Origin of the sequence: Pseudomonas sp. GD03842, from assembly GCF_029841165.1 — a bacterium.
Taxonomy (GTDB): Bacteria; Pseudomonadota; Gammaproteobacteria; order Pseudomonadales; family Pseudomonadaceae; genus Aquipseudomonas.
This window is the reverse complement of sequence record NZ_JAOCEA010000005.1, coordinates 106486-130841: the sequence shown is the minus strand read 5'-3', so window position 1 is coordinate 130841 and position 24356 is coordinate 106486. Positions and strand designations below refer to the sequence as shown.

14 protein-coding genes are annotated in these 24356 nt (G+C 59.5%); 6 read left to right on the top strand and 8 right to left on the bottom strand.

Going from position 1 to position 24356, the window contains the following annotated elements; genetic code table 11:
- Nucleotides 1-63: 63 nt before the first annotated feature.
- From N5D61_RS09255 to N5D61_RS09245, 3 genes are read right to left on the bottom strand one after another with little or no spacing between them, the layout of a single operon-like run.
- Nucleotides 64-360, bottom strand: a complete 297-nt coding sequence (locus N5D61_RS09255; protein WP_279892216.1) for a winged helix-turn-helix domain-containing protein — start codon at nucleotides 358-360, stop codon at nucleotides 64-66.
- Nucleotides 361-387: 27 nt separating this feature from the next.
- Nucleotides 388-882, bottom strand: coding sequence for a M48 family metallopeptidase (locus N5D61_RS09250; protein WP_279892418.1), 495 nt, complete (start codon nucleotides 880-882; stop codon nucleotides 388-390).
- A 54-nt stretch (nucleotides 883-936) separates the two neighbouring features.
- Nucleotides 937-3078, bottom strand: coding sequence for an EAL domain-containing protein (locus N5D61_RS09245; RefSeq protein WP_279892215.1), 2142 nt, complete (start codon nucleotides 3076-3078; stop codon nucleotides 937-939).
- 317 nt (nucleotides 3079-3395) lie between these two features.
- On the opposite strand from N5D61_RS09245, the gene N5D61_RS09240 reads away from it, so the two are divergent.
- The gene (locus N5D61_RS09240) at nucleotides 3396-4067 is read left to right on the top strand and encodes a polysaccharide lyase family 7 protein (RefSeq protein WP_108237385.1); all 672 of its coding nucleotides are present in this window, start codon (nucleotides 3396-3398) and stop codon (nucleotides 4065-4067) included.
- Between the two features lie 140 nt (nucleotides 4068-4207).
- Here N5D61_RS09240 and putP read toward each other — a convergent pair whose 3' ends face one another.
- Entirely contained in the window at nucleotides 4208-5692 is a 1485-nt protein-coding gene (putP, locus tag N5D61_RS09235) for a sodium/proline symporter PutP (RefSeq protein ID WP_177411038.1), read from the bottom strand.
- A gap of 331 nt (nucleotides 5693-6023) precedes the next feature.
- Here putP and putA point away from each other — a divergent pair, with 331 nt between their 5' ends.
- Entirely contained in the window at nucleotides 6024-9974 is a 3951-nt protein-coding gene (gene putA, locus N5D61_RS09230; RefSeq protein WP_279892214.1) for a trifunctional transcriptional regulator/proline dehydrogenase/L-glutamate gamma-semialdehyde dehydrogenase, read from the top strand.
- Nucleotides 9975-10195: 221 nt separating this feature from the next.
- Here the strand turns inward: putA and N5D61_RS09225 are convergent, their stop codons facing one another.
- Both N5D61_RS09225 and N5D61_RS09220 read right to left on the bottom strand, forming a co-directional pair.
- Nucleotides 10196-10630, bottom strand: a complete 435-nt coding sequence (locus tag N5D61_RS09225; RefSeq protein WP_279892213.1) for a hypothetical protein — start codon at nucleotides 10628-10630, stop codon at nucleotides 10196-10198.
- A 4-nt stretch (nucleotides 10631-10634) separates the two neighbouring features.
- Nucleotides 10635-11324, bottom strand: coding sequence for a hypothetical protein (locus N5D61_RS09220; RefSeq protein WP_108237389.1), 690 nt, complete (start codon nucleotides 11322-11324; stop codon nucleotides 10635-10637).
- 590 nt (nucleotides 11325-11914) lie between these two features.
- Here N5D61_RS09220 and N5D61_RS09215 point away from each other — a divergent pair.
- Complete coding sequence (locus tag N5D61_RS09215) at nucleotides 11915-13717, top strand: acyl-CoA dehydrogenase (RefSeq protein ID WP_279892212.1); 1803 nt, start codon at nucleotides 11915-11917, stop codon at nucleotides 13715-13717.
- 6 nt (nucleotides 13718-13723) lie between these two features.
- On the opposite strand, the gene N5D61_RS09210 is transcribed toward N5D61_RS09215, so the two are convergent.
- Complete coding sequence (locus N5D61_RS09210) at nucleotides 13724-16426, bottom strand: DUF6543 domain-containing protein (RefSeq protein ID WP_279892211.1); 2703 nt, start codon at nucleotides 16424-16426, stop codon at nucleotides 13724-13726.
- A gap of 172 nt (nucleotides 16427-16598) precedes the next feature.
- Here N5D61_RS09210 and N5D61_RS09205 point away from each other — a divergent pair, with 172 nt between their 5' ends.
- From N5D61_RS09205 to selO, 3 genes are read left to right on the top strand one after another with little or no spacing between them, the layout of a single operon-like run.
- The gene (locus tag N5D61_RS09205) at nucleotides 16599-18341 is read left to right on the top strand and encodes a potassium/proton antiporter (protein WP_108237392.1); all 1743 of its coding nucleotides are present in this window, start codon (nucleotides 16599-16601) and stop codon (nucleotides 18339-18341) included.
- A gap of 36 nt (nucleotides 18342-18377) precedes the next feature.
- Complete coding sequence (gene mscK, locus N5D61_RS09200) at nucleotides 18378-21752, top strand: mechanosensitive channel MscK (RefSeq protein ID WP_108237393.1); 3375 nt, start codon at nucleotides 18378-18380, stop codon at nucleotides 21750-21752.
- A 51-nt stretch (nucleotides 21753-21803) separates the two neighbouring features.
- Nucleotides 21804-23267, top strand: a complete 1464-nt coding sequence (gene selO, locus N5D61_RS09195; protein ID WP_279892210.1) for a protein adenylyltransferase SelO — start codon at nucleotides 21804-21806, stop codon at nucleotides 23265-23267.
- Here selO and N5D61_RS09190 read toward each other — a convergent pair.
- Nucleotides 23251-24147 carry a hypothetical protein gene (locus N5D61_RS09190; RefSeq protein WP_279892208.1) on the bottom strand — a complete coding sequence of 299 codons (897 nt, stop codon included), beginning with the start codon at nucleotides 24145-24147 and terminating at the stop codon, nucleotides 23251-23253. The genes selO and N5D61_RS09190 overlap by 17 nt on opposite strands.
- Between the last annotated feature and the right edge of the window lie 209 nt (nucleotides 24148-24356).

The window sequence follows — 24356 nt, the reverse complement described above, 5'->3', positions numbered from 1 at the left end:
TGGGTCCACTCCCGGCGGGCATGAGACCATGCGTGCCTACGCCGGCGGCCCAGTCCCTCGCGGTCAGGGGTAACCTAACACCGCTTTGATCTGCGCCAGATGCTCGGCAATCCAGCGTTTGTCGATAGCTCCCCAATCATGAATCCGATACGCCCCGGCATGATTACGGGCGCCGTCCTCTTGCTCGAATGCGCACGCGATATCCAGGTCCGCCAACGCGAGCAGGGTGTCCTGTGCCGTACGACGGGGCATGCCGGTGACCTCCGTGATGGCAGGCACGCTGGTGGCAATACCGGTGTCGATGAGGTGAGCCACGTAGAGGCGGCGGTAAAAACTGCTCTTGGTCTTACTGACGTCCATCGTCAGGTCCTTATCGGTAAAAAGCCATCAACCCTGCATGTCACGCCACGTCAGGTAGACACGCAGGTCGAACTCCAGTTGGTGATATCCCGGCTGCATGTGCTCGCAGAGTTTGTAGAACGCCTTGTTGTGCTCGGTCTCCTTGAAGTGGGCCAGCTCATGCACGACGATCATCCGGAGAAATTCCGGAGCGGCCTCTTTGAACAGGGAGGCAACGCGGATTTCCTTCTTGGCCTTGAATTTGCCGCCCTGAACCCGCGACACCGTGGTGTGCAACCCGAGTGCGCGATGGGTCAGGTCAAGGCGGTTATCGAACAGCACCTTATCGATATTCGGTGCGTTACGCAGGTGCTCCTGCTTGAGTGCCAGCGCATAGGCATAGAGTGCCTTGTCGCTCTGCACTTCATGCCGCCCCGGATAGCGTTGTTGCAGGTAGCTGCCCAGCTTGCCCTGCGCAATCAATTGCCGCACCTGATCCTGAAGCGATGGAGGATAGGCTTGCAGGTATTTGAGCGGCATCACGGCTGTTGAGGTCATCATCGAATCAGCGGAATCAAAGAGCGTCAGTTTACCGCGTCAATCCTCGCTGAGCAGCGGGTGCCGACTTGGCAGAGTGACAGGCTCGACGAAACGGAGCGCCTCTTGCGGCGTCAACGGATGGGCCAGCAGGAAGCCTTGAATGATCTCGCAGCCGTTATCCACCAACCACTGGTATTGCTCTAGCGTCTCCACGCCCTCAGCGATGACCTCGATGCTCAACAGCCGACACATGTCGATGATGCTGCGCGCCACGGCCAGATCACGCGGCGAGCTCATCATGCCGCCGATGAAATGACGGTCGATCTTGAGGGTGTCCAGATCCAGATTGCGCAGGTGTGCCAGAGAACTGTCTCCTGCGCCGAAGTCATCCAGCGATACGCGCACCCCGATGTCATGCAGGCTCTGCAGCTGTTTGCGGCTGTGGACAAGGTTGTGCACCAGGGACGGCTCGGTGATTTCCACCTCCAGTTGCCGAGGCTTGAGGTTGTGAATCTGGATGGCTCGCTGCAACTCGGCTGCCAGGTTGGGCATGCTGAATTGCGCCGGGCTGACGCTCACACTGACCACCAGATCATCGGGAAACACACTGGCCCACTGCTGTCGCTGAGCAGCACCCTGTTCGTAGATCCAGCCGCCCAGCTTGTTGATCAGCCGCGTTTCTTCCAATAAAGGGATGAACAGGCTCGAGGGCACATCCCCCGCGTCCGGGTGGTTCCACCGCAACAATGCCTCGAAACCCCGGGTTCGCCCGGTCACCACATTGATCTGCGGCTGATAGACGATCGAAAAGTCCTTGCCTTCGATGGCTGTGCGCACGCTCTCTTCAAGCATCAGGCGGGAACGGGCGCGGCCGTTCATGTACTGATCATAGAAGCGATACTGGTGGCGACCGGCACGCTTGGCCTCATACATAGCGATATCGGAGGCGCGCAGCAAGCCGTCCAGATGGGGGCCACAGTCGGGGTAGACGGCAATGCCGATACTGACTCCCAGGGTTGCCTCGACGCCATCGACATGGCGCCGGACGGAAATCCGATCAATGAGTTTTTCGGCGACCTTCGCGGCGTGCTCCGGGAAGTCCAAACCGTCGATTACCACCACGAATTCGTCACCCCCCATCCGCGCCAGTACGTCATAGGGGCGCAGGCTCTCCTTGAGCTGCTCGGCGACCCACACCAGCACCTGATCGCCCGCGTCGTGCCCCAGCGAATCATTGACGTGCTTGAATCCGTCGAGGTCCAGATACAGCACCACCAGGTACTTCCCGGCGTTTTCGTTGCGCACCAGCATCCCTTCCACCGTTTGGTAAAAGCCTCGGCGGTTGAGCAGCCCGGTGAGGGAGTCGGTGACGGCTTGTTGTTCGAGTTGACTGTAGAGATCACGCACCACAGACATGTCCAGCACACTCAACACCATCGCCTTCTGTTCGTCGGGCAACGGGGCGCAGGACAGCGCCACTGGCACTTGCCTTCCTTCCGGGGTACGCAGGATCGCGTCATGGACACGGTAGGTGTCCGCTCGCCGATAGTGGTGGTAGAAGCCCGAATCGCTCCACTCACTGATCGCGGGCTCTTGCAGGTAACGGGACAGTCCGGTGCCACGCAATTCGCCGTCGGTCATGCCCAACAGACGACAGATCGCCGGGTTGGCGAAGCTGATGACCCCGTCTTCCTTGACCACCAGGATGCCCTCGGCGACGTTAGCCAACACCGAGGCATTGAAGGCACGAGCCGACTCCAGTTCGCGGCTGAGTTTCTGCAAGGCGCGGCGATTGCTCTGCTGCTCCAGCAGCGCCTGGACCTTGGGTTTGAGGATATTGGGGTCGAACGGCTTGAAGAGGTAATCGACCGCTCCGCTGGCGTAGCCTTTATGCACAGCATCACGGGACTGCTCATTGGCCGTCAGGAAGATGATCGGTGTCAGCCGGGTTCTCTGGCTGCCGCGCATCAAGCGCGCGACTTCGAACCCATCCATCTCGGGCATCTGCACATCCAGCAAAACCAGGTCGACATCGACGTCCAGCAGCAGGCCTAGCGCTTCCATGCCTGAACTGGCCGTCACGATTTCCCAGTCCTGACGCTGCAGGACCGCCCGCATCGTGACGAGATTCTCCGGATAGTCATCCACGACCAACAACACTGACTTGCCATTTGGTGGCTGGGTTTGCACGCATTCCATGCTGCTACTCATTCACGTTACTGCTAGGTGAGAGGGTTCCAGTCCTTCTCTGATTGGCATCTACTCTAGCCCCGAATGCCAAAAAGTGTAGGAAGGCCATCCTTTTGCTATCTAGATCAATCGCGCGACCCGACTAACGGTCAAGGTGCTGGAGCCCCCTGAGGACGTGCCATTCGACGAAAGTGACAGCACTTTGGTTTCATCCGTTTGACGGATTCGATTTAACAACCGACAAGACGAAACGTATAAGGGTCGCCCCTCAAACCCTAGCGCCAGACGCGTTTACTGGCAATGAGACATGAACGGACGACTGAAAAATGATCGATTTGGGAACTTGGAATCTGAGCATTCCAGTGGGCTCGCCCCCCGCAACTATTGAAACCAAGCAACTGCTTCAAGGCTATGACGGCAAATACTTCACCTCCAGCGGGGCGAATATCACCTTCTGGGCCCCCGTGACGGGAAGCAAGACCGCCAACGCCATTTATCCGCGCAGCGAATTACGGGAAACCTGGTCCAACGGCGAACTGCACAACTGGTACTACCCCGACGCCGACAACTTTTTGAATGCCAAGCTCAAGGTGCTGCAGGTCCCCTCTTCCGGCCGCGTGGTGATTGGCCAGATTCATGTGTACGAAAGCAATCAGCCGTTGCTCAAGCTCGAATATCAATATAAAGACGCTACGAAAGACGGCAGCATCGTGGCCAAGGTGAGGTTTCACCCCAACGACAAGAAAGCCCGAGTCATCACCGTCGCTGAGGGCATTCGGCTCAATGAAACGTTCAAGTACGTCATCCATTTGAACAAGGCAGGATTGCTGGCGGTGCGGGCGGGCGACAGGGTCTGGAACGACCGCATCAGCGCAAGTTGGCGGGCTGAGCAGCTGTATTTCAAGGCAGGTGTCTACACCCAGGACAACACGGGCTACACCAGCGAAGGTGGGAAGGTGATGTTCTTCAACCTGGATACCGATCACAACAAGGGCTAGTGGCAGGCACAGGGGGTGCAACCAGGGGCTTCGCCAACTGAAACATCACCCGGCCTACTCTCGCGCGCAAGCTCGGCAGCGGCCCAGATAAGGCCGGATGACGCCTGGATTGGCGTCATCCGGATTTCCGACAGGCCCAGTCAGGCCGTCTTGTATTCCTTTTCAGCCGCTTCGAAGCGCTCGACCATGCCTTGCGACGGCCCTTTGCCCAGCGTGCTGAACAGTACGATCGCGACAGTGGCGAACAGAAAGCCTGGAATGATTTCGTACAGCCCCAGCCACGCGAACTGCTTCCACACCACGACAGTAATGGCGCCAACGAGAATGCCCGCCAAAGCACCATTGCGGGTCATGCCTTTCCAGACCACCGAAATCAGAACCACAGGACCGAACGCGGCGCCGAAGCCGGCCCAGGCATAACTCACCAGCCCTAGAACGCGGTTTTCCGGATTAGCGGCCAGGGCAATGGCAATCAGCGCGACCAGCAACACCATGGCGCGACCGACCCAGACCAGCTCCCGCTGAGAGGCATGCTTGCGCAGGAACGCCTTGTAGAAGTCTTCCGTCAGCGCACTGGAGCAGACCAGCAACTGACAACTCAGCGTACTCATCACCGCTGCCAGAATGGCCGACAACAATACCCCGGCGATCCACGGGTTGAAGAGCAGCTTGGCCAATTCGATGAACACCCGCTCATGGTTCTCCGTCACAGGGCCGGCCACCTCCGGATGCGCCGAAAAGTAAGCAATCCCGAAAAACCCCACCGCGACCGTGCCACCCAGGCACAAGACCATCCAGGTCATGGAAATACGCCGCGCGTTGGCGATGGACCTGACCGAGTCGGCCGCCATGAAACGCGCCAGGATGTGCGGTTGCCCGAAGTACCCCAGCCCCCATCCCATCAGGGAAATGATGCCGATGAAGGTGGTGTTCTTGAGCATATCGAAGCTCGTCGGATCTTTCGCTTCGATGGCGAGGAAGGTGGTGTCGACGCCACCAGTTGCGAGCAGCACGATAATCGGCGTGAGGATCAGTGCAAAGATCATGAGCGTGGCCTGGACCGTGTCGGTCCAGCTCACGGCAAGAAAGCCGCCAATGAACGTGTAGGCGATGGTGGCCGCTGCCCCCGCCCACAGGGCCGTTTCATATGACATGCCAAAGGTGCTCTCGAACAGGCGCGCGCCCGCCACGATGCCCGACGCGCAATAAATGGTGAAGAACACCAGAATCACGATGGCTGAGATCACCCGCAGCAGTCCGCTGGCGTCTTCGAAACGACTGGAAAAATAATCCGGCAACGTCAGTGCATCGCCGTTGTGCTCGGTCTGGACACGCAGCCGCCCTGCGACGAACAGCCAGTTCAGGTAGGCCCCTGCGATCAGCCCGATGGCGATCCAGCTTTCAGACAGGCCCGAAAGGTAAACGGCACCCGGCAGGCCCATGAGCAGCCAGCCGCTCATGTCTGAGGCGCCCGCAGACAGCGCGGTCACGACGCTGCCCAGGCTGCGCCCTCCAAGGATGTAATCAGAGAGGTTATTAGTGGCTCGATAGGCCATCAGCCCGATCAGTACCATCGCCGCGATGTAGATCACGAACGTGATCAAGGTGGGATTGCTGACGCTCATTGTGTGGGTCCGTGCGTTGTTTTTATGGCAGGAGCAACGGGTTGCACCAAGGCCGGGCATGCTAGCGACTCAAACCGCGAAGGCGCAACCCAAATCGGGCAGCGAGTTGCACCTTTTCTGCTCAAACCATGCTAGTCGGACCCCACCTACGGAAGTTAAAGCCGCGTACTACATAGCCTGCGCCTTCTTTTGGCGCGACGATGCGCCATCATCGAACATCGAGGAAATATCTTGAAAAAATGGGTTGCACCCGGTTGCACCACACCAAGTGCGGGGCTACCCTTGGCGGCAGTTATCGCCACGCTCACCGTGGCTCTCATGAGGACAAGACATGGCGACCACCACTCTGGGTGTCAAACTCGACGACCCGACCCGCGAGCGATTGAAAGCGGCTGCGCAGTCCATCGACCGGACCCCGCACTGGCTGATCAAACAGGCCATTTTCAATTACCTGGAGAAGCTCGAGAGTGGTGCAACCCTGAGTGACCTCGACGGTTTGAGCAAGGACGGTGAAGACCAGGGCGAATTGCCCGCAGAGACCAATCACCAAGCGTTTCTGGAATTCGCCGAAAGCATCCTCCCGCAATCAGTGCTGCGAGCCGCCATTACTTCCGCCTACCGCCGCCCCGAGCCTGAGGTGGTGCCCATGCTGCTCGAGCAGGCGCGCCTGCCGGCCCCGATGGCCGATGCGGCCCACAAGCTTGCCGCTTCGATCGCCGAAAAGCTGCGCAACCAGAAGAGCGCCGGCGGCCGGGCCGGAATCGTCCAGGGCCTTCTGCAGGAGTTCTCGCTGTCCTCGCAGGAGGGCGTTGCCCTGATGTGCCTGGCCGAAGCGTTGTTGCGCATCCCGGACAAAGGCACCCGCGATGCCCTGATCCGAGACAAAATCAGCACCGGCAACTGGCAACCCCACCTGGGTAACAGTCCGTCGCTGTTCGTCAACGCAGCCACTTGGGGCCTGCTGCTGACCGGCAAGCTGGTCAGCACCCACAATGAGGCAGGTCTGACTTCTTCCCTGAGCCGCATCATCGGCAAATCCGGCGAGCCCATGATCCGCAAGGGCGTCGACATGGCCATGCGGTTGATGGGCGAGCAGTTCGTCACCGGTGAAACCATCGGCGAAGCGCTGGCCAACGCGAGCAAGTTCGAGGCCAAGGGCTTTCGTTATTCCTACGACATGCTCGGCGAAGCGGCGCTGACCGAACATGACGCCCAGAAGTACCTGGCTTCCTACGAGCAGGCGATCCACTCCATCGGCAAAGCGTCTCATGGACGCGGGATCTATGAGGGCCCCGGAATCTCGATCAAGCTCTCGGCGCTGCATCCGCGCTACAGCCGTGCGCAATACGAGCGGGTCATGGAGGAACTGTACCCCCGCCTGCTGTCGCTGACGCTGTTGGCCAAACAGTACGACATCGGCCTGAACATCGACGCCGAAGAGGCAGACCGCCTCGAACTGTCGCTCGACCTCCTGGAGCGCTTGTGTTTCGAGCCGCAACTGACCGGCTGGAACGGCATCGGCTTCGTGATCCAGGCCTATCAGAAGCGCTGCCCTTACGTGATCGACTATGTGATCGATCTCGCTCGCCGCAGCCGTCATCGCTTGATGATCCGCCTGGTGAAAGGCGCCTACTGGGACAGCGAGATCAAACGCGCCCAAGTCGAAGGCCTGGAGGGTTACCCGGTCTATACGCGCAAGGTGTACACCGACGTGTCCTATATCGCCTGCGCCCGCAAGCTGCTGTCGGTGCCCGAGGTCATCTACCCGCAATTCGCTACCCACAACGCCCATACGCTGTCGGCCATCTACCACATCGCTGGTCAGAACTATTACCCCGGCCAGTATGAATTCCAATGCCTGCATGGCATGGGCGAGCCTTTGTACGAGCAGGTGGTGGGCAAGGTTGCAGAGGGCAAGCTGAACCGTCCATGCCGCGTGTATGCGCCGGTCGGTACCCACGAGACCCTGCTGGCCTATCTCGTTCGTCGCCTGCTGGAAAACGGCGCGAACACCTCGTTCGTCAATCGCATTGCCGATCAGTCGATCTCGATTCAGGAACTGGTGGCCGACCCGGTTTCCAGCATCGAACGCATGGCCACCCAAGAAGGCGGTTTCGGGCTGCCGCACCCGCGGATTCCCCTCCCACGGGATCTGTATGGCAGCGAGCGCCCCAACTCGGCGGGTATCGACATGGCCAACGAACATCGGCTGGCGTCGCTGTCTTCTGCCCTGCTCGCCACCGCACACAACGATTGGAAAGCCCTGCCGATGCTGGGCAGCCCAGTCAGCGCGGGGGCAGCCACACCGGTGCTGAACCCTTCCGATCTGCGTGATGTGGTCGGTCATGTTCAGGAAGCCAGCCTACAAGATGTCGACAACGCCCTGTTGAGCGCCCTGAGTGCAGGACCGATCTGGCAGGCGACTCCCCCCGCCGAGCGCGCCGCTATCCTGGAGCGCGCCGCTGACCTGATGGAGGCTGACATCCAGCCCCTGATGGGCTTGCTGGCTCGCGAAGCCGGTAAAACCTTCGCCAACGCCATCGCAGAAGTGCGCGAGGCTGTGGATTTCCTGCGCTATTACGCCGTACAGGCGCGCAATGATTTCAGCAACGATGCGCATCGTCCGCTGGGGCCGGTGGTGTGCATCAGCCCATGGAACTTCCCTCTGGCCATCTTCAGCGGTCAAGTCGCGGCGGCATTGGCAGCAGGCAACCCCGTGCTGGCCAAGCCTGCTGAACAGACGCCGCTGGTGGCTGCGCAAGCCGTACGCATTCTGCTGGAAGCCGGCATTCCCGAAGGCGTGGTGCAGCTGCTGCCGGGCCGTGGTGAGACCGTCGGCGCTCGACTGGTCGGCGACGAACGGGTCAAAGGGGTGATGTTTACCGGTTCGACCGAGGTCGCTCGCTTGCTGCAACGCAACATCGCCGGGCGCCTTGACGCACAGGGCCGCCCGATCCCGCTGATCGCCGAAACCGGCGGGCAGAACGCAATGATCGTCGACTCCTCGGCACTGACCGAACAAGTGGTCATCGACGTCGTGTCCTCAGCCTTCGACAGTGCGGGCCAACGCTGCTCGGCCTTGCGCGTGCTCTGCCTGCAGGAAGACTCCGCGGACCGCGTCATCGAAATGCTCAAGGGCGCCATGGCGGAAAGCCGTCTGGGCAATCCGGAGCGGCTGGCAGTGGACATCGGGCCGGTAATCGATGCCGAGGCCAAGGCCGGTATCGAGAAACATATCCAGGCCATGCGCGACAAAGGCCGTTCCGTGTATCAGGTCGCCATCGCGGACAGTGACGAGATCAAACGCGGCACCTACGTGATGCCGACCTTGATCGAACTGGAAAGCTTCGATGAACTGCAACGCGAAATCTTCGGACCAGTGCTCCACGTTGTTCGCTACAAGCGCAAAGAACTGGATCAGTTGATCGGCCAGATCAACGCCTCGGGTTACGGCCTGACACTCGGCGTGCACACCCGCATCGACGAAACCATCGCCAAGGTGATCGACTCGGTCAATGCGGGCAACATGTACGTCAACCGCAACATCGTCGGCGCCGTGGTCGGGGTGCAACCGTTTGGCGGCGAAGGCCTCTCTGGCACGGGCCCGAAGGCGGGCGGCCCGCTGTATCTGTACCGCTTGCTGTCGACACGTCCTGCCGATGCCGTGCAGAAATCCTTTGCTACTCGTGATGCCGGGGTTGCGCCGGACACTCGCCTGCGTGAGACCCTGCTCAAGCCGCTCAACGCATTGAAAGCCTGGGCGACCAGCCAACAACTGTCGGAACTGGTAAGTGTGATTTCGCAGTTCACCGAGCAATCGCAAAGCGGCATTACCCGCCTGCTCGCAGGCCCGACCGGCGAGCGCAACAGCTATACCCTTCTGCCACGGGAGCATGTGTTGTGCCTGGCCGATGACGAGGCCGACTTGCTGACCCAACTGGCGGCTGTCCTGGCAGTTGGGGGCACGGCGATCGTTCCCGATAACGAAGTAGGCAAGCCACTCTACAAACGCCTGCCCAAAGAGGTGCAAGGCCGCCTCAAGCTGGTCAATGACTGGAACAAGGACGACGTCGCAATCGAGGCGGTGCTCCACCATGGCGACTCCGATCAGCTGCGCGCGATCTGCGAGCAGGTTGCGCAGCGCAGCGGTGCCATCGTCGGCGTGCAGGGCATCCCCAAAGGCGAAACCGGCATTGCATTGGAGCGTTTGGTGATCGAGCGCGCACTGAGCGTCAACACCGCAGCAGCAGGGGGCAATGCGAGCCTGATGACTATCGGGTAAGGATCCGAAGCGTAAACCTGTAGGAGCGCGGCTTGCCATGCCATTTGGGGCGCAGCGGCAGTTAGGTCAGTTGATCCGGTATGGCCGGCATATCGACGTTGCCTGATTTCGCTGCCGCTGCGCGCCAGATCGCGGGACAAGCCACGCTCCTACAGTTGTTTGAGCAGGCCTCCCTTTCTGGAGAGAAGAGGTATTTCCGAGAAGCTCCTGCCCACTTTTCGTTACAACGAATGCTTGCGAGCAACCCACAACGTCCAGCCCTTCAAACACTCAGACAGGACAACCAAAAGCAGCATAAGGACGACGCCGTACCGCTCAACGATGTCAGACCCCATGAAGATGATAGAAACGGAAGGGACCACCAGAACCAGACGAAAGGGTATCTGAGCCCACCCTAGCCACAGTGCCGCTCGCCATCGCCCTAGAAACAAGAAACAGCTGAGAATAATCGATACCTCAAAGCCCCAAGACAACGCCGCCAGCGCCTTGGCATACACCCCGTGATCCGAGATCAACACCAAGCCATTCTGAAGGTCACTCACATAGGGGATCCTGCCCGCGGCAATGCTCAAAAAAACGTAACGGGCGATGTAAATCGCATCAAACATCCCCCACCCCCAAAAAACCGCTCGTGCAGAAATGTTCAACTGACGCACCTGCCTATTCTCCTTTCAACTCATAAGTAATGTTCCCTATCGTCGGTCGCCAGTGCCAAGAAGTACCTGAAATCTGCCAGTGATCCTCAGCCTCAACAAACTGCTGTCCTATGCGGCGCTGCTCGCCGTAATAGCGAGACACTGATTTATCTCGTAGATGCATTTGCCCATCCATGAGAGGTTGCCACTCCTGAACTACTGTTCTGGAAGTGTTCGCGTAATCCTTACCCTCGCTCAAAAACATGCGCCCTTCATCGCCTCTTGAAGTCAGCCAGTTGGCAGCAAAAAACACCGCGTTTCTCGCCGTGTCATATTCAATGCCTTTTGTCACCCATCGTCCGGGACCGCCTGTCAGAGTCATTCTTTTGGCAACGTGCAACGCCGGGGCCACCGAAAGCGAGCGAAGGTTGAATTTTGCGGTCCCTGTCAGCTCGGAGATTTTCAGCGGTTTGAAAGGCCGGTCGGTCACCAACAACCACTCAGCTCGTTCCATCCGCTCAAGAATTGAACGCTTGTGATACTCCAACCGGCAGTCACTCAACGCGATATGAGCGTCGTCAATCAGCTCGACTAACCCTTCGAGGTCATATGGGTTTGCCAACGCCCGCTCTACCTCAAATGCTGCGAAGAGCGGACTTTCTATGGAGTTCAGCGAATAGTGCCGCGCACTAGCCCTTGGGATAACCTTTTTCATGCTCAACGCCCACCGTCAAAGAAGCCGACAATCAAGTGGTGCGTTGATAACGTCTTTACCCATTGCTGAATGCCGGGCGATTCGTCCGGTGATGTAGGACAGCGCCTCTCCAACAGGCCAGCCCCCACTCCCCCAAAGTTGATAAGCTCAAGACTGTATGATCCGCCCAGTGGCGAAGAGGTCTTCAAACGACTGCCGAAAGAGGGATAGGCGAATCAATTGGTCAGCGACTGGAACGCCTGGTGATCGAGCGCGCACTGAGCGTCAACACCGCAGCAGCAGGGGGCAATGCGAGCCTGATGACTATCGGCTGAACAACGATGCCCCGGTGTAGGAGCGCGCTTGCCCGCGATGCGTGAGTCATGACACCGCAATGGTGTCTGGCAAAACGCAATCGCGGGCAAGCGCGCTCTACAGTCCTGCACATTCCCCAGCCGCAGTGTCCAGCCGTTCAAGCAGTCAGATGACTGGAGCAGCAACTGCATCAGACACCGCCTCGTTCTATCGCTCCATCACCCAAATCAATCTTCCTGTTCACCCCCTCCCTGCTTCCCTAGACTCAAACGCACATCAGTTAAAGGTGCGCTGCCATGTCCGAAATGTTGCTCAGTTCTCGCAATCTGGCTTTCGAACTCTACGAAATGCTAGACGCCGAGGGGCTCACGCGGCGGGAGCGCTTTGCGGAGCACAGTCGCGAGACCTTCGATGCAGCCCTCTCCACCGCGCGGACGATCGCTGAGAAATTCTTTGCGTCACACAACCGCAAGAACGACGAGAACGAGCCCCGCTACGAGAACGGCGAAGCGGTGTTGATCCCTGAGGTGAAACCGGCAGTCGACGCCTTTCTGGAGGCGGGTTTTCTCAACGCGGCGCGGGACTTCGAGGCGGGCGGCATGCAGCTGCCCACGCTGCTCTCTCAAGCGTGCTTTGCGCATTTCCAAGCGGCAAACGCCGCCACGGCGTCGTACCCGTTTCTCACCATGGGCGCTGCTAACCTGATCGAAAACTTTGGCAGCGATGAGCAAAAACAACGCTTCCTGCAGCCGATGCTCGAGGGCCGGTTCTTCGGCACCATGGCACTGACCGAGCCTCACGCAGGATCCTCGCTGTCGGACATACGCACCCGCGCAGAACCCGCCAACGACGGGACTTACAGGCTGCGCGGCAACAAAATTTTCATTTCGGGCGGTGACCATCCATTATCGGAAAACATTGTGCATCTGGTGCTGGCCAAGCTTCCTGACGCACCGCCTGGTGTGAAAGGGATTTCACTGTTCATCGTGCCGAAGTTCCTGGTCAAGGATGACGGCAGTCTCGGCGCGCGCAATGACGTGGTGTTGGCGGGGCTTTTCCACAAAATGGGCTGGCGTGGCACGACATCGACCGCCCTGAACTTCGGTGACAACGGCCACTGCACAGGCTATCTGATTGGCAAGCCACACCGCGGTTTGAGCTACATGTTTCAGATGATGAACGAGGCCCGGATCGGCGTCGGCATGGGCGCAGTCATGCTGGGTTACGCCGGGTATCTGTACTCGCTGGAGTATGCACGCGAGCGTCCGCAAGGCCGTCTGCCCGACAGCAAGAACCCTGAAAGCGCGCCGGTTTCGATCATTCAACACGCTGATGTGAAACGCATGCTGCTGACGCAGAAAGCCTACGTCGAAGGCTCTTTCGACCTGGGACTGTATGCCGCACGCCTGTTCGACGACACGCAAACCGGCGAAACCGAGGACCAACGCAAACAAGCACATGAATTGCTGGACCTGCTGACGCCCATTGTCAAATCCTGGCCCTCGGAGTTTTGCTTGAAAGCCAACGAGCTGGCGATCCAGATTCTTGGCGGCCATGGCTATACCCGCGAGTATCCGGTAGAGCAGTATTACCGCGACAACCGCCTGAATCCGATTCACGAAGGCACTCACGGCATCCAGTCACTGGACCTGCTGGGACGCAAGCTGGCGCAGAACGGCGGCGCCGGCCTCAAACAACTGATTCGCCTGATCGCAGACACGTGTCAACGCGCTCAAAAGCATGCTTCGCTGAGCGCGCTGCGTCAGCCTCTGGAACAACTGGTTGCGCGCCTGCAGGCCGTCACGCTGGATCTGTTGACCGACCTGGCCCAAGGCAAGACCACCGCCACGCTCGCCAACTCAGCGCTTTACCTGAAAGCCTTCGGTCATACCGTCATCGGTTGGCGCTGGCTGGAGCAAGCGATCCGTGCAGAAGAAGGGCTTAGGACAGCAAGCGAGGGCGACGTCGCGTTCTACAAAGGCAAGCTGCAGGCCGCCCGGTACTTCCTGACCTGGGAGATTCCAGCCTGTCATCACGAGCTGGCCATTCTGCAGGCGCGGGACGACCTCTGTCTGTCGATGCAAGATCAGTGGTTTTGAAGGGGCTTAAGAGGTCGCAGGCGGGAATAAGCTGTCAACAAGCGTTTCAGCACCTGCCCCCAGCCTGGCGGCGAACTGGTCACGGCTGAAAGGCATGCCCGTGCGCAAGTCGTACACAGCCCCAGTCACCTGCTCCAGGGGTATCTGCTTGAGCTGCACGTTCATGAAACGATACCCGGTACCCATCACCTCCTGAACGCGCTGAATCTCGAAGTAGTTGCCAGGCACAAATACTGACTCGACCTCCTCGGGGCTCACGGAAAACGGGCTGATGGGGGTGGCGCTCAAATACTGCTTGGCAGGTAATTCGAACACGATTGAGGTGTTGTCGAAAGAAACGTCGCCCATAAAGCTTTCTGACGCCGCACCCGCTTGGCTGCTCGCGAACACTCGACTGATGTACGGATTCTCACTGAATGAAGTGAAGTCGGTGTTCACAAGCACGTCGCCTGCCTTGAACTGGCCATCGCGAAAGGCCTGCCCCGAGGTGCCGCGATGCCCGCTGCCGCCTCTGTATAACGGCACGTCATTGTTGTGACCGACTTCAGCAAGGTCTTCGAGCAGACGGCTTATGACGCCAACCTGATCAGGCCCTTTGCGCGCGCCGGTGCGCAAGAACACGTTGTAGGCGTCTTCATCCCTTGTGAACAGCGTGATAGTCCCCCCGAACCAATCGTGAGCGGTTTTAAAGATGCGGTGCTTTTCGCCAAAGCTGTCGATGGCAACCTCATCACCTTCTGAATCAGTGAACACGCTATCGTCCTCAACGACTTCGTAAATGCTCGTCAGCGACTCCTGGCGTTGATTGCCGACCTCGGACAATCGCCGCTCCTCTGACACATTGAATTGCATGTAGGTGTCCCAGAACGACGACGTCACACGCTCGAAGGGGGGCGGCACACTGCCGCTCGGCTCCATGGAACCCCCGCCGCGCAGGCCCGGCGCGCCGACCAGTTCCCATTCATTGGCCTCATTGAATCGAACCAGATGCGCGCCGCTGAACGAGAATGGGTTGTCCGGGTTGACGATGAACCAGAGTTTCAAGTCCGCAACGTACTGCACCCGAAACGAACGGTCATTCAAACTGATCCAGTTTTCGCCGTTTTCCAGTACATGAATCCCCCGGTAAGGGGAGGCATCGGTCAGCGAAGTTGCGGGCGGCAAGATGGCGTTCCCTTCCAACGCTTCCAACGCTTCCAACCCGTCCACCGCTTCATGTTCCAACTGCGAGATGGAGGTTGCCAGACCGCGGATGTCGGCCAATAAAGGCAGATTGAACAGCAGATAGATGGAATTGACGATGGCGCCCACCACCCCCGACTTCCGAAGTGGTGCAGTGCGCCCGTTGATCGCTTGATCGATGTTCAAACCAATGCTCGCGACGCCTGCTCCGACCAGGGTCAGTGCGACGGGCCAACCAATGGGCGCAAATGCCCCGGCCACCTGAATGAACGCCCCCAGATAACCGATCCACATTTGCTTGCGCAGGCTCGCGTTGCCGGTCAGCAGCGTATGCACGTCCTCTCGCATTTCTTCCTGGGCACGGTCTCGTAGCTGTTCGAAAACCCAGGTGCTCGCGGCCTGTCCGGGGGCAGGCATATTGATCGCCCGATTTCCTGCTCGGGATACCTTCTTGGCAAAATCTGTCTGCTGCGCTTGGCCTCGAACGAAGTGTGAGGCAAGCGCTGCCTTTGACGCCGGATCGGACATTTGTGCCGTTATCCAGCGACCCAAAGCGTGATCGTCGTCAAAGCACCGAAACGCGGGGCGGGCGTCGGCCTGATACACAATCACGCGCCCAGACCCGCTGCGGATATAAAGCATGTCCCGCGCTGCGTGCCCGGCAAGCTCGAACACATGGACCGACCCTCGATGATTGGCGCGATTGCGCGTTTGCAGCATCGCCCAGGTCACGCGCGGGTCATCGCCGCCCGTGACTGCCGCCAGGACAGCCTGAAAATCATCCGGTGCCAACTGCCTTTTGCTGAGTGCAACGCCTGCTGACGCCAGCAACCGGGCCTTGGTGAACGCACAGAACTCATCGCCATGTTCGCGCCAGAACGCTTCGACCTTGTGCTTGCACGCACTCGCGAAATCCATCGTCCAGAAGTCGCGCAGCACGTCACTGGGCAGCATCGGGACTTCATTCTGCTCGTCATAACGCACCCCATCAGCGCCCACTGTGTAAAAGCCGCTGTAGACGTTCAAGTCATCCGGCGCATCCTGGTCAGCGGCGCTGAACCGGTGCATGACCAATTCGATCAACGTCAACGATTGCGAAGGCCGCCCTCCGTGTTGCCAGCCGGTGAACGTGCGGGAGCTATTGCTCGCTCCCGAAAAACGATGCCAATACACCCTCGCCGGGTTAAATGACTTATTCCCGGTATGCTTTTCAAGAATATGCCGTGCGGCCTGATACGCGAGGGTGTAGATGTCTGGGTAATTGCGTATGAAAGCTGCGGCGCGTTCACGCAACGCCAGATAGCCCAGGCCATCAAACGCGGCCGTGGAAAGTTGTGGGGTAGAGACATGCATGGCTTCCGGTCCTTGGTAGCGATCAAAGCCATGCACGTAATCAGGTGGAATCGATGGTAGGTGGTAGCTATTTATCCTGCGGGTTTGTGAGAGGCGGGCGCAGTCATTGGAAGCTCCGGGGTGCCTCAATCCGTCGATGTGTGATAGATACGCACCGCACTCGAAGTCGAGCATTGCTGATGGCGAACGGAGCTCACCCAAATCGTCCCCTAATCCCTGTCCTCTGGACATCGACAGTCATAAGCCTTTGACAGCCCACTAATTCAACGGGTTAAATCCATTGGCACGTCGGCTGCATGTCAGTCTTCGGATGCGCTCATTCTGCTTTTTGTCTGGAGTACCGCCCTTGGATGCCACGACCATCAACAGCCTGTTTCTGATCGGCGCGTTGCTGGTGGCCGCGAGTATTCTGGTCAGTTCTCTGTCATCACGCCTGGGCATTCCCATCCTGGTGATCATCCTGGCGGTCGGCATGGTGGCGGGCGTCGACGGCGGCGGCATCATTTTCGACAACTACCCGACGGCCTACCTGGTCGGCAACCTCGCACTGGCCGTCATCCTGCTCGATGGCGGGCTGCGCACTCGGGTGGCGAGTTTCCGAGTAGCGCTCTGGCCTGCGTTATCGCTGGCCACGGTCGGCGTGCTGATCACCACGGGGCTCACCGGCATGGTCGCGGCATGGCTGTTTGACCTGAACATCATTCAGGGCTTGCTGATCGGTGCCATCGTCGGTTCCACGGACGCCGCAGCGGTGTTCTCGCTGCTGGGCGGCAAGGGCCTGAACGAACGGGTGACCGCCAGCCTCGAAATCGAATCCGGCAGCAACGACCCGATGGCGGTGTTCCTCACCGTGACCCTGATCGACATGCTGGCCAAAGGTCAGACCGGCCTGCACTTGAGCCTGCTGGGGCACCTGGTGCAGGAGTTCGGCATCGGCGCCCTGGTCGGTCTTGGCGGTGGCTGGCTGATGCTGCAATTGGTCAATCGCATCAACTTAGCCAATGGCCTCTACCCCATCCTGGTGATCGCGGGCGGCCTGACCATCTTTGCCCTGACCAACGCCATCCATGGCAGCGGCTTTCTGGCGGTTTACCTGTGTGGTCTGGTGTTGGGCAACAAACCGATCCGTAGCCGCCACGGCATTCTGCACATGCTCGACGGCATGGCCTGGCTGGCGCAGATCGGCATGTTTCTGGTGCTCGGGCTGCTGGTCACACCCCACGATCTGCTGCCGATCGCACTGCCCGCCCTGGGGCTGGCGCTGTGGATGATCCTGGTAGCGCGCCCGCTGTCGGTGCTGGCCGGGCTGCTTCCCTTCCGCGTATTCCACGGCCGCGAGAAGGCATTCATCGCCTGGGTCGGCCTGCGCGGCGCGGTGCCGATCATTCTCGCCGTCTTCCCGCTGATGGCCGGGCTCCCTCATGCCCAACTCTACTTCAACCTGGCATTCTTCATCGTTCTGGTTTCGCTGCTGGTCCAAGGCACGAGCCTGCCGTGGATGGCCAAATGGCTGAAGGTCACGGTACCGCCGGACCCAGCACCTATCTCCCGCGCCGCGCTCGAGGTGCACGTGACCAGCGAGTGGGAGCTGTTCGTTTATCGCCTCGGTGCGGAAAAATGGTGCATCGGCGCAGCACTTCGCGAGCTGAAAATGCCGGAAGGTACGCGGATCGCTGCGCTGTTTCGCGGTCAGCAACTGCTCCATCCGTCGGGTAGTACGGTGCTGGAAACGGGCGACTTGCTGTGCGTCATCGGCCATGAACATGACCTGCCCGCCCTCGGCAAACTGTTCAGCCAGGCCCCGCAGCGAGGTCTGGATCTGCGCTTCTTCGGCGACTTCGTCCTCGAAGGAGACGCTCAGCTCGGGGCTGTCGCGGCATTGTACGGTTTGAAACTCGACGGTCTGGACCCAGACATGCCGTTGAGCCAGTTCATCATTCAGAAGAATCGCGGCGCGCCAATCGTTGGCGACCAGGTCGAATGGAATGGAACTATCTGGACAGTCGCCGTGATGGAAGGGAACAAGATCCTTAAAGTGGGCGTCAGATTCCCGGAAGGAACCCGCCCGGCCCCCGGGTTGTTCCTCTAAACTGCTCACATTTCCTGATCGTCCAGCCCGGTGTCTATGTTCCTGCTGCGTAATTTTTGTGCCTCAGCCTTGCTGGGGCTTTGCCTGTTCAACGTCCCGGCCTTCGCCGCCGACACCCCTCCACCTTCGGCCGAAGCCGTTCAGCAAAGCCTGGACAAGATCGCCGATCGCAAACTGTCCGCCGATGATCAAAAGGCCCTGCAACAGGTGCTGGAACAGACGCTCGGTTTCCTCGCCAGCCAAAAGGACAACCAGCAAAAGCTGGAGGACCTGAAGAAGCAATTGACGGATGCCCCTCGGCAGACCACCGAAAACCAGCGCGAACTCGCCAAACTCAAAGCCAGCAAGGTGATCCCGGTTGCCCAGCGCTACGCCAATCTGGATGTCCCCCAGCTTGAGCAGATGCTCAGCCAGCGCAGCGCTCAACAAGCCGACTTGCAGAAAGCCCTGAACGATGCCAACAGCCTGACGATCACTGCCCAGACGCGCCCGGAACGCGCGCAGGCCGAAATCAGCAACGCTCAGACGCGCATTCAGACCATCAACGGCATCCTCAAATCCGGTAAGGACGGCGGCAAAGCAATCAGTTCCGACCAGCGCAACCAGTTGAATGCAGAGCTGGCATCGATCAATGCGCTGATTGCCCTGCGACGTCAGGAATTGGCCGGCAACAGTCAATTGCAGGACTTGGGTGGCAGTCAGCATGACCTGTTGACTGAAAAGGTGAGCCGTCAGGACCAGGAAATCCAGGACCTGCAGACGCTGATCAATGACAAGCGTCGCGCGCAGTCGCAGGAAACCGTGACCCAACTGTCGATCGAAGCACAAAAAGCCGGTGGCAGCAGCCTGCTCGCCAGCGAGAGCGCGGCCAACCTCAAGCTGTCCGACTACCTGTTGCGGGGCACCGACCGCCTCAACGAGCTGACCCAGCAGAACCTCAAGACGAAAACCCAACTGGACGCCATCACGCAGACCGACGCCGCGCTAGATGAGCAGATCAACGTTTTGAGCGGCAGCCTGCTGCTCTCCAAGATCCTCTACAAACAGAAACAGGCGCTGCCCAAGCTCAAGCTCGACAGCGGGCTGGCCGATGAAATTGCCGACATTCGGCTGTATCAGTTCGAGGTCAATCAGCAGCGCGAGCAGATGAGCAACCCGGCGAGTTACGTTGACACGCTGCTGGCCACGCAGAAGCCTGAGGACGTTACCCCTGCCCTGCGCAAGGCCTTGCTCGACCTCGCCACCACCCGCAGCGATCTGCTGGAGCGGCTTAACCGTGAATTGAGCGCGCTGCTCAATGAATCCATCACCCTGCAACTGAACCAGAAACAGCTCGTCAGCACGGCGATCAACCTGCGTCAGACCCTCGATGAACAAATGTTCTGGATTCCCAGCAACAAGCCGCTGGATTTCGAATGGTTCGAGCGTGTCAAGCCGCGGCTGATGAAACAGATCTCCACCTTGCCCTGGACCTCCACCGTCAGCGAACTGGCCGATGGCCTGACCCAGCGCCCGTTGATCTTCCTGCCGTTGCTGCTGGTGATTGGCGTGCTGATGTGGAAGCGCAAGGCGCTGTACGACAAGCTCAACCGCCTGCACGGTGACATTGGCCACTTCAAGCGGGATCGGCAGTGGCAAACACCGCTGGCGATCATTATCAACATCCTCCTTGCCATGCCACTGTCGCTGGCGCTGGCCACCTGCGCGCTGGCGTTGCAGATCGACGCCCGGGAACAGAACGTCAATCTCGGCGCGGCGCTCATGCAGATCTCGCTGGCCTGGCTGGTGTTCTATACCGCCTACCGCATCCTGGCGCCCGGTGGCGTGGCGCAACTGCATTTCCGCTGGGAAAAGTCCCAGGTGGAATTCCTGCGTGGCTGGATACGCCGGTTGGGCCTGGTGGTGCTGGCTCTAGTGACTGTGGTGGCGGTCGCCGAACACGAGCCGTCCGCGCTGGCCGATGACGTCATCGGTATTGCAGTGGTGCTGACTTGTTACGCCCTGATGACCTGGCTGCTCGCCCGTCTGTTGCTGACCAGCCCGACCCACGAAAACGCGTCACTGTTCCGCCGGGCCGTCGGCCTGGCGTTCACCGCCCTGCCGGTCGCGTTGTTCCTGGCGGTGTGTTTCGGCTACTACTACACCGCGCTGAAGCTCAGCGACCGGTTGATCGACACCCTCTACCTGCTGATGCTCTGGCTGGTCATCGAGGCCGCATTCGTGCGCGGCCTGGGCGTCGCCGCACGGCGTCTGGCCTACCAGCGGGCCCTGGCCAAGCGTCAGGCCGCCAAGGACGCAGGTGAAGGCGAAACCCTGGTCGAGGAGCCGACACTGGACATCGAGCAGGTCAACCAACAATCCCTGCGCCTGATTCGTCTGGCATTGATCGCGGGTTTCATCGGCGCGCTGTATCTGGTGTGGGCCGACCTGATCACCGTGTTCTCCTACCTGGACAACATCACCCTGTACGAATACACCACCGGAACCGGCACCAACACCAGCATGGTGCCGATCAGCCTTGGGGACCTCATCGGCGCACTGGTGATCATCGGCATCACTTTCGTGCTGGCGGGCAACCTCCCCGGCTTGCTGGAAGTGTTCGTGTTGTCGAAGCTGAACCTGAAACAGGGCAGTTCCTACGCGACAACCACACTGCTGTCGTACATCATCGCGGGCGTCGGGTTCGTCTCGACACTCTCTGCGCTGGGCGTGAGTTGGGACAAGCTGCAATGGCTGGTGGCGGCCCTGTCGGTCGGCCTCGGGTTCGGGATGCAGGAGATCTTCGCGAACTTCATCTCCGGCATCATGATCCTGTTCGAGCGCCCGGTACGGATCGGCGACACCATTACCATCGGCAACCTGTCAGGCACGGTGAGCAAAATCCGCATTCGCGCGACTACCATTACCGATTTCGACCGCAAGGACATCATCGTTCCGAACAAGACGTTCATCACCGGCCAACTGATCAACTGGTCGCTGACCGACACCATCACCCGCGTCACCCTGAAGCTGGGTGTGGACTACGGCTCCGATCTGGACTTGGTGCGCAAGTTGCTGTTGCAGGCCGCCCGCGAAAACCCTCGCGTTCTCAAAGAGCCGGAGCCTATCGTCTACTTCCTGAATTTCGGCGAAAGCACGCTGGACCACGAACTGCGCATGCACGTCCGCGACCTGGGCGATCGCAACCCGGTGCTCGACGAGATCAATCGGTTCATCAACAAGGAGTTCAAGAAGCAGCACATCAACATCTCGTTCCGGCAGATGGAGGTGTACCTCAAGAACATGCAGGGCCAGGAATACAAAATGGTGCCCGTCGATCAAGACACCAAGGCAATCGCACCGCCTGCATCGACGGTGGTGCCCCCCGCACCGAAGGATGTGCCGGAGCCGCCGGAAGCCAAGCTCGACTGATCGGCGCATTGCCCGCAGAATGGGTTTCGCACATTCTGCTGGAGGCTCGCTTTGAAAGCCCTCGACGCCCTGACCTTCGACAACCGTTTCGCCCGCCTGGGCGATACGTTCTCCACGTCCGTACTGCCCGAGCCCATCGCTGAACCCCGCCTGGTGGTGGCCAGCGATGCGGCCCTCGGGCTGTTGGACCTGGACCCCGCCCAGGCCGAGGATCCGGTGTTTGCCGAGCTGTTCAGTGGGCACAAACTCTGGGCCGAAGCGGACCCACGGGCGATGGTGTACTCAGGCCATCAGTTCGGTTCGTATAACCCACGCCTGGGCGACGGGCGGGGACTCTTGCTGGGCGAGGTCTACAACGACGCCGGCGAGCATTGGGACCTGCACCTCAAAGGCGCCGGGCAGACACCCTACTCGCGCATGGGCGACGGCCGCGCGGTGCTGCGCTCCTCGATTCGCGAGTTCCTGGCGTCCGAAGCGCTGCATGCATTGAACATCCCAACCAGCCGCGCAGGCTGCGTCATCGGCTCGAGCACGCCCGTGTGGCGCGAAACCCAGGAGCGCGCGGCCATGGTGCTGCGACTGGCCCGAAGCCATGTGCGCTTCGGCAGCTTCGAATATTTCTTTTACACCCAGCAGCATGACGCCCTGAAAACGCTGGCTGACCACGTGCTGTCACTGCATTACTCCGAATGCCTCCAGCAGCCTGAACCGTATCTGGCGATGTTCCGCACGATTGTCGAACGGCAAGCCGAGCTGATCGCCAAATGGCAGGCCTATGGCTTCTGTCACGGGGTGATGAACACCGACAACATGTCGATTCTGGGCATCACCTTCGACTTCGGCCCGTTCGCATTCCTGGACGATTTCGATCAGCACTTCATCTGCAACCATTCCGACCATGAAGGCCGCTACTCCTTCAGCAATCAGGTCCCCATCGGCCAATGGAACCTCAGCGCACTGGCGCAGGCCCTCACGCCGTTCATCGAAGTCGAGCCCCTGCGCGAAGCACTGGGCCTGTTCCTGCCGCTGTATCAGGCCCACTACCTGGACCTGATGCGCCGCCGTCTGGGCCTGACCACCGCCGAAGACGACGACGCCGACCTCATCGCCCGCCTGCTGCAACTGATGCAGAACAGCGGCGTCGACTACAGCCTGTTCTTCCGCCGTCTGGGCGAAGACGCTGCTGACGTCGCCGTTCAAAGCCTGCGCGATGACTTTGTCGACATGCGCGGCTTCGACGCCTGGGCCGACGCCTACAAAGCCCGCATCGCCCGCGACCCTGCCAGCAGTCAGGATGACCGCCGCACCCGGATGCACGCCGTCAACCCGCTTTACGTGCTGCGCAACTACCTGGCGCAACGCGCCATCGAAGCCGCCGAACAAGGCGATTACACCGAAGTCCGCCGCCTGCACCAAGTGCTGTGCAAGCCGTTCGAGGAGCAGGCAGGGATGGAAAGTTATGCACAGCGGCCGCCGGATTGGGGGAAGCATTTGGAGATTAGTTGTTCGTCTTAGATGTCGACGCCGAATCAGTATCAGATACCACCGTAGGTTTATCAGAAACAGAGGACGGGGCTGACGCCTGCACAGAGTGCTGTTTTACAGACTGCTCACGCTTGGCTTCAGCCTCCTTTTTCTCTGGCATCGCGATGCTCGCCAGAATGTCATACAGATTCAATCCCCGCTTCGCCAGCTCCGGCGCCTCGTCATTGGGCCGACTCAGCTCCACGCGAATTTTCTCCAAAAGCTCTGCTTCGTAATCGCCTGGATAGCAGTCCTGAACCTGCTCGATTTTAGGCAGCGCTCTATAAAAGCTCAGCACTTCTGTGAGGAAGACCGGGATTCGCCCCGTTTGAGCACTTTCTAACTGGGCGCGAGTGACTGCTCCTTCAGCCCACTCGGATTTCAGACGATGACTTTCAGACCAAGCCGCGTGGCGCTCATTGATCGTGTAGCCGCCACTGTCGTCATAAGCGATCAGTGCCAACTGATCACGAGACAGACCTGCAAACGGATTTTGCGCATATCGGTTGCCACTAGCGGCTTGGTTGACGTAATCGGTTGCCTGCCTCGCCCTCGCCAGATGTTCAGGATCATCTGTATCGGGCAGTTCCTGATCGTGTCGATGTTTTCCAAAGCTGTAGCCGTCGAGCGCAAAATCATTTATCTGCTTCTTCGCATAAGCAGCCAGCTCATCGCGGGTCAGCTCCTGCTCTCGTTTGTTGGATCGAAGAGCACTCTCACCTAGCTGTCGAGCCAGCAAAGAGAAATTGGCTTTATCAGCCCGCTCCCGCGATGAGCTGAGTGTGTTCAGCGCATCACCATCAGGCACGGCTTTCTTTCCTACAATAAAAATCACAGGCATTTCTGATACGGCACCCATACCTTGAATCATGTTGCCTCCCTGTATGGCTTTCTTAAACAAGGCCACCGTTCCGGCGACCTTATTCAAATTATGCACATCAACGCATGATGAGATTTACGCTCCAATCGTGACTGGCGTAATTCACAGATGTGATACTAATTTCACATCTAGCACCACCACTTGCGACTGCGCTCTTATTCCATTTGGGCGTTCTGACTCCACCTGGTGTGGCGTTCATC

Excerpts from the sequence above, each read along its gene's own strand:
- N5D61_RS09255 (WP_279892216.1), bottom strand. The coding sequence starts at position 360 with ATGGACGTCAGTAAGACCAAGAGCAGTTTTTACCGCCGCCTCTACGTG.
- N5D61_RS09245 (WP_279892215.1), bottom strand. The coding sequence starts at position 3,078 with ATGGAATGCGTGCAAACCCAGCCACCAAATGGCAAGTCAGTGTTGTTG.
- N5D61_RS09240 (WP_108237385.1), top strand. The coding sequence starts at position 3,396 with ATGATCGATTTGGGAACTTGGAATCTGAGCATTCCAGTGGGCTCGCCC.
- putP (WP_177411038.1), bottom strand. The coding sequence starts at position 5,692 with ATGAGCGTCAGCAATCCCACCTTGATCACGTTCGTGATCTACATCGCG.
- putA (WP_279892214.1), top strand. The coding sequence starts at position 6,024 with ATGGCGACCACCACTCTGGGTGTCAAACTCGACGACCCGACCCGCGAG.
- N5D61_RS09220 (WP_108237389.1), bottom strand. The coding sequence starts at position 11,324 with ATGAAAAAGGTTATCCCAAGGGCTAGTGCGCGGCACTATTCGCTGAAC.
- N5D61_RS09215 (WP_279892212.1), top strand. The coding sequence starts at position 11,915 with ATGTCCGAAATGTTGCTCAGTTCTCGCAATCTGGCTTTCGAACTCTAC.
- N5D61_RS09210 (WP_279892211.1), bottom strand. The coding sequence starts at position 16,426 with ATGCTCGACTTCGAGTGCGGTGCGTATCTATCACACATCGACGGATTG.
- mscK (WP_108237393.1), top strand. The coding sequence starts at position 18,378 with ATGTTCCTGCTGCGTAATTTTTGTGCCTCAGCCTTGCTGGGGCTTTGC.
- N5D61_RS09190 (WP_279892208.1), bottom strand. The coding sequence starts at position 24,147 with ATGATTCAAGGTATGGGTGCCGTATCAGAAATGCCTGTGATTTTTATT.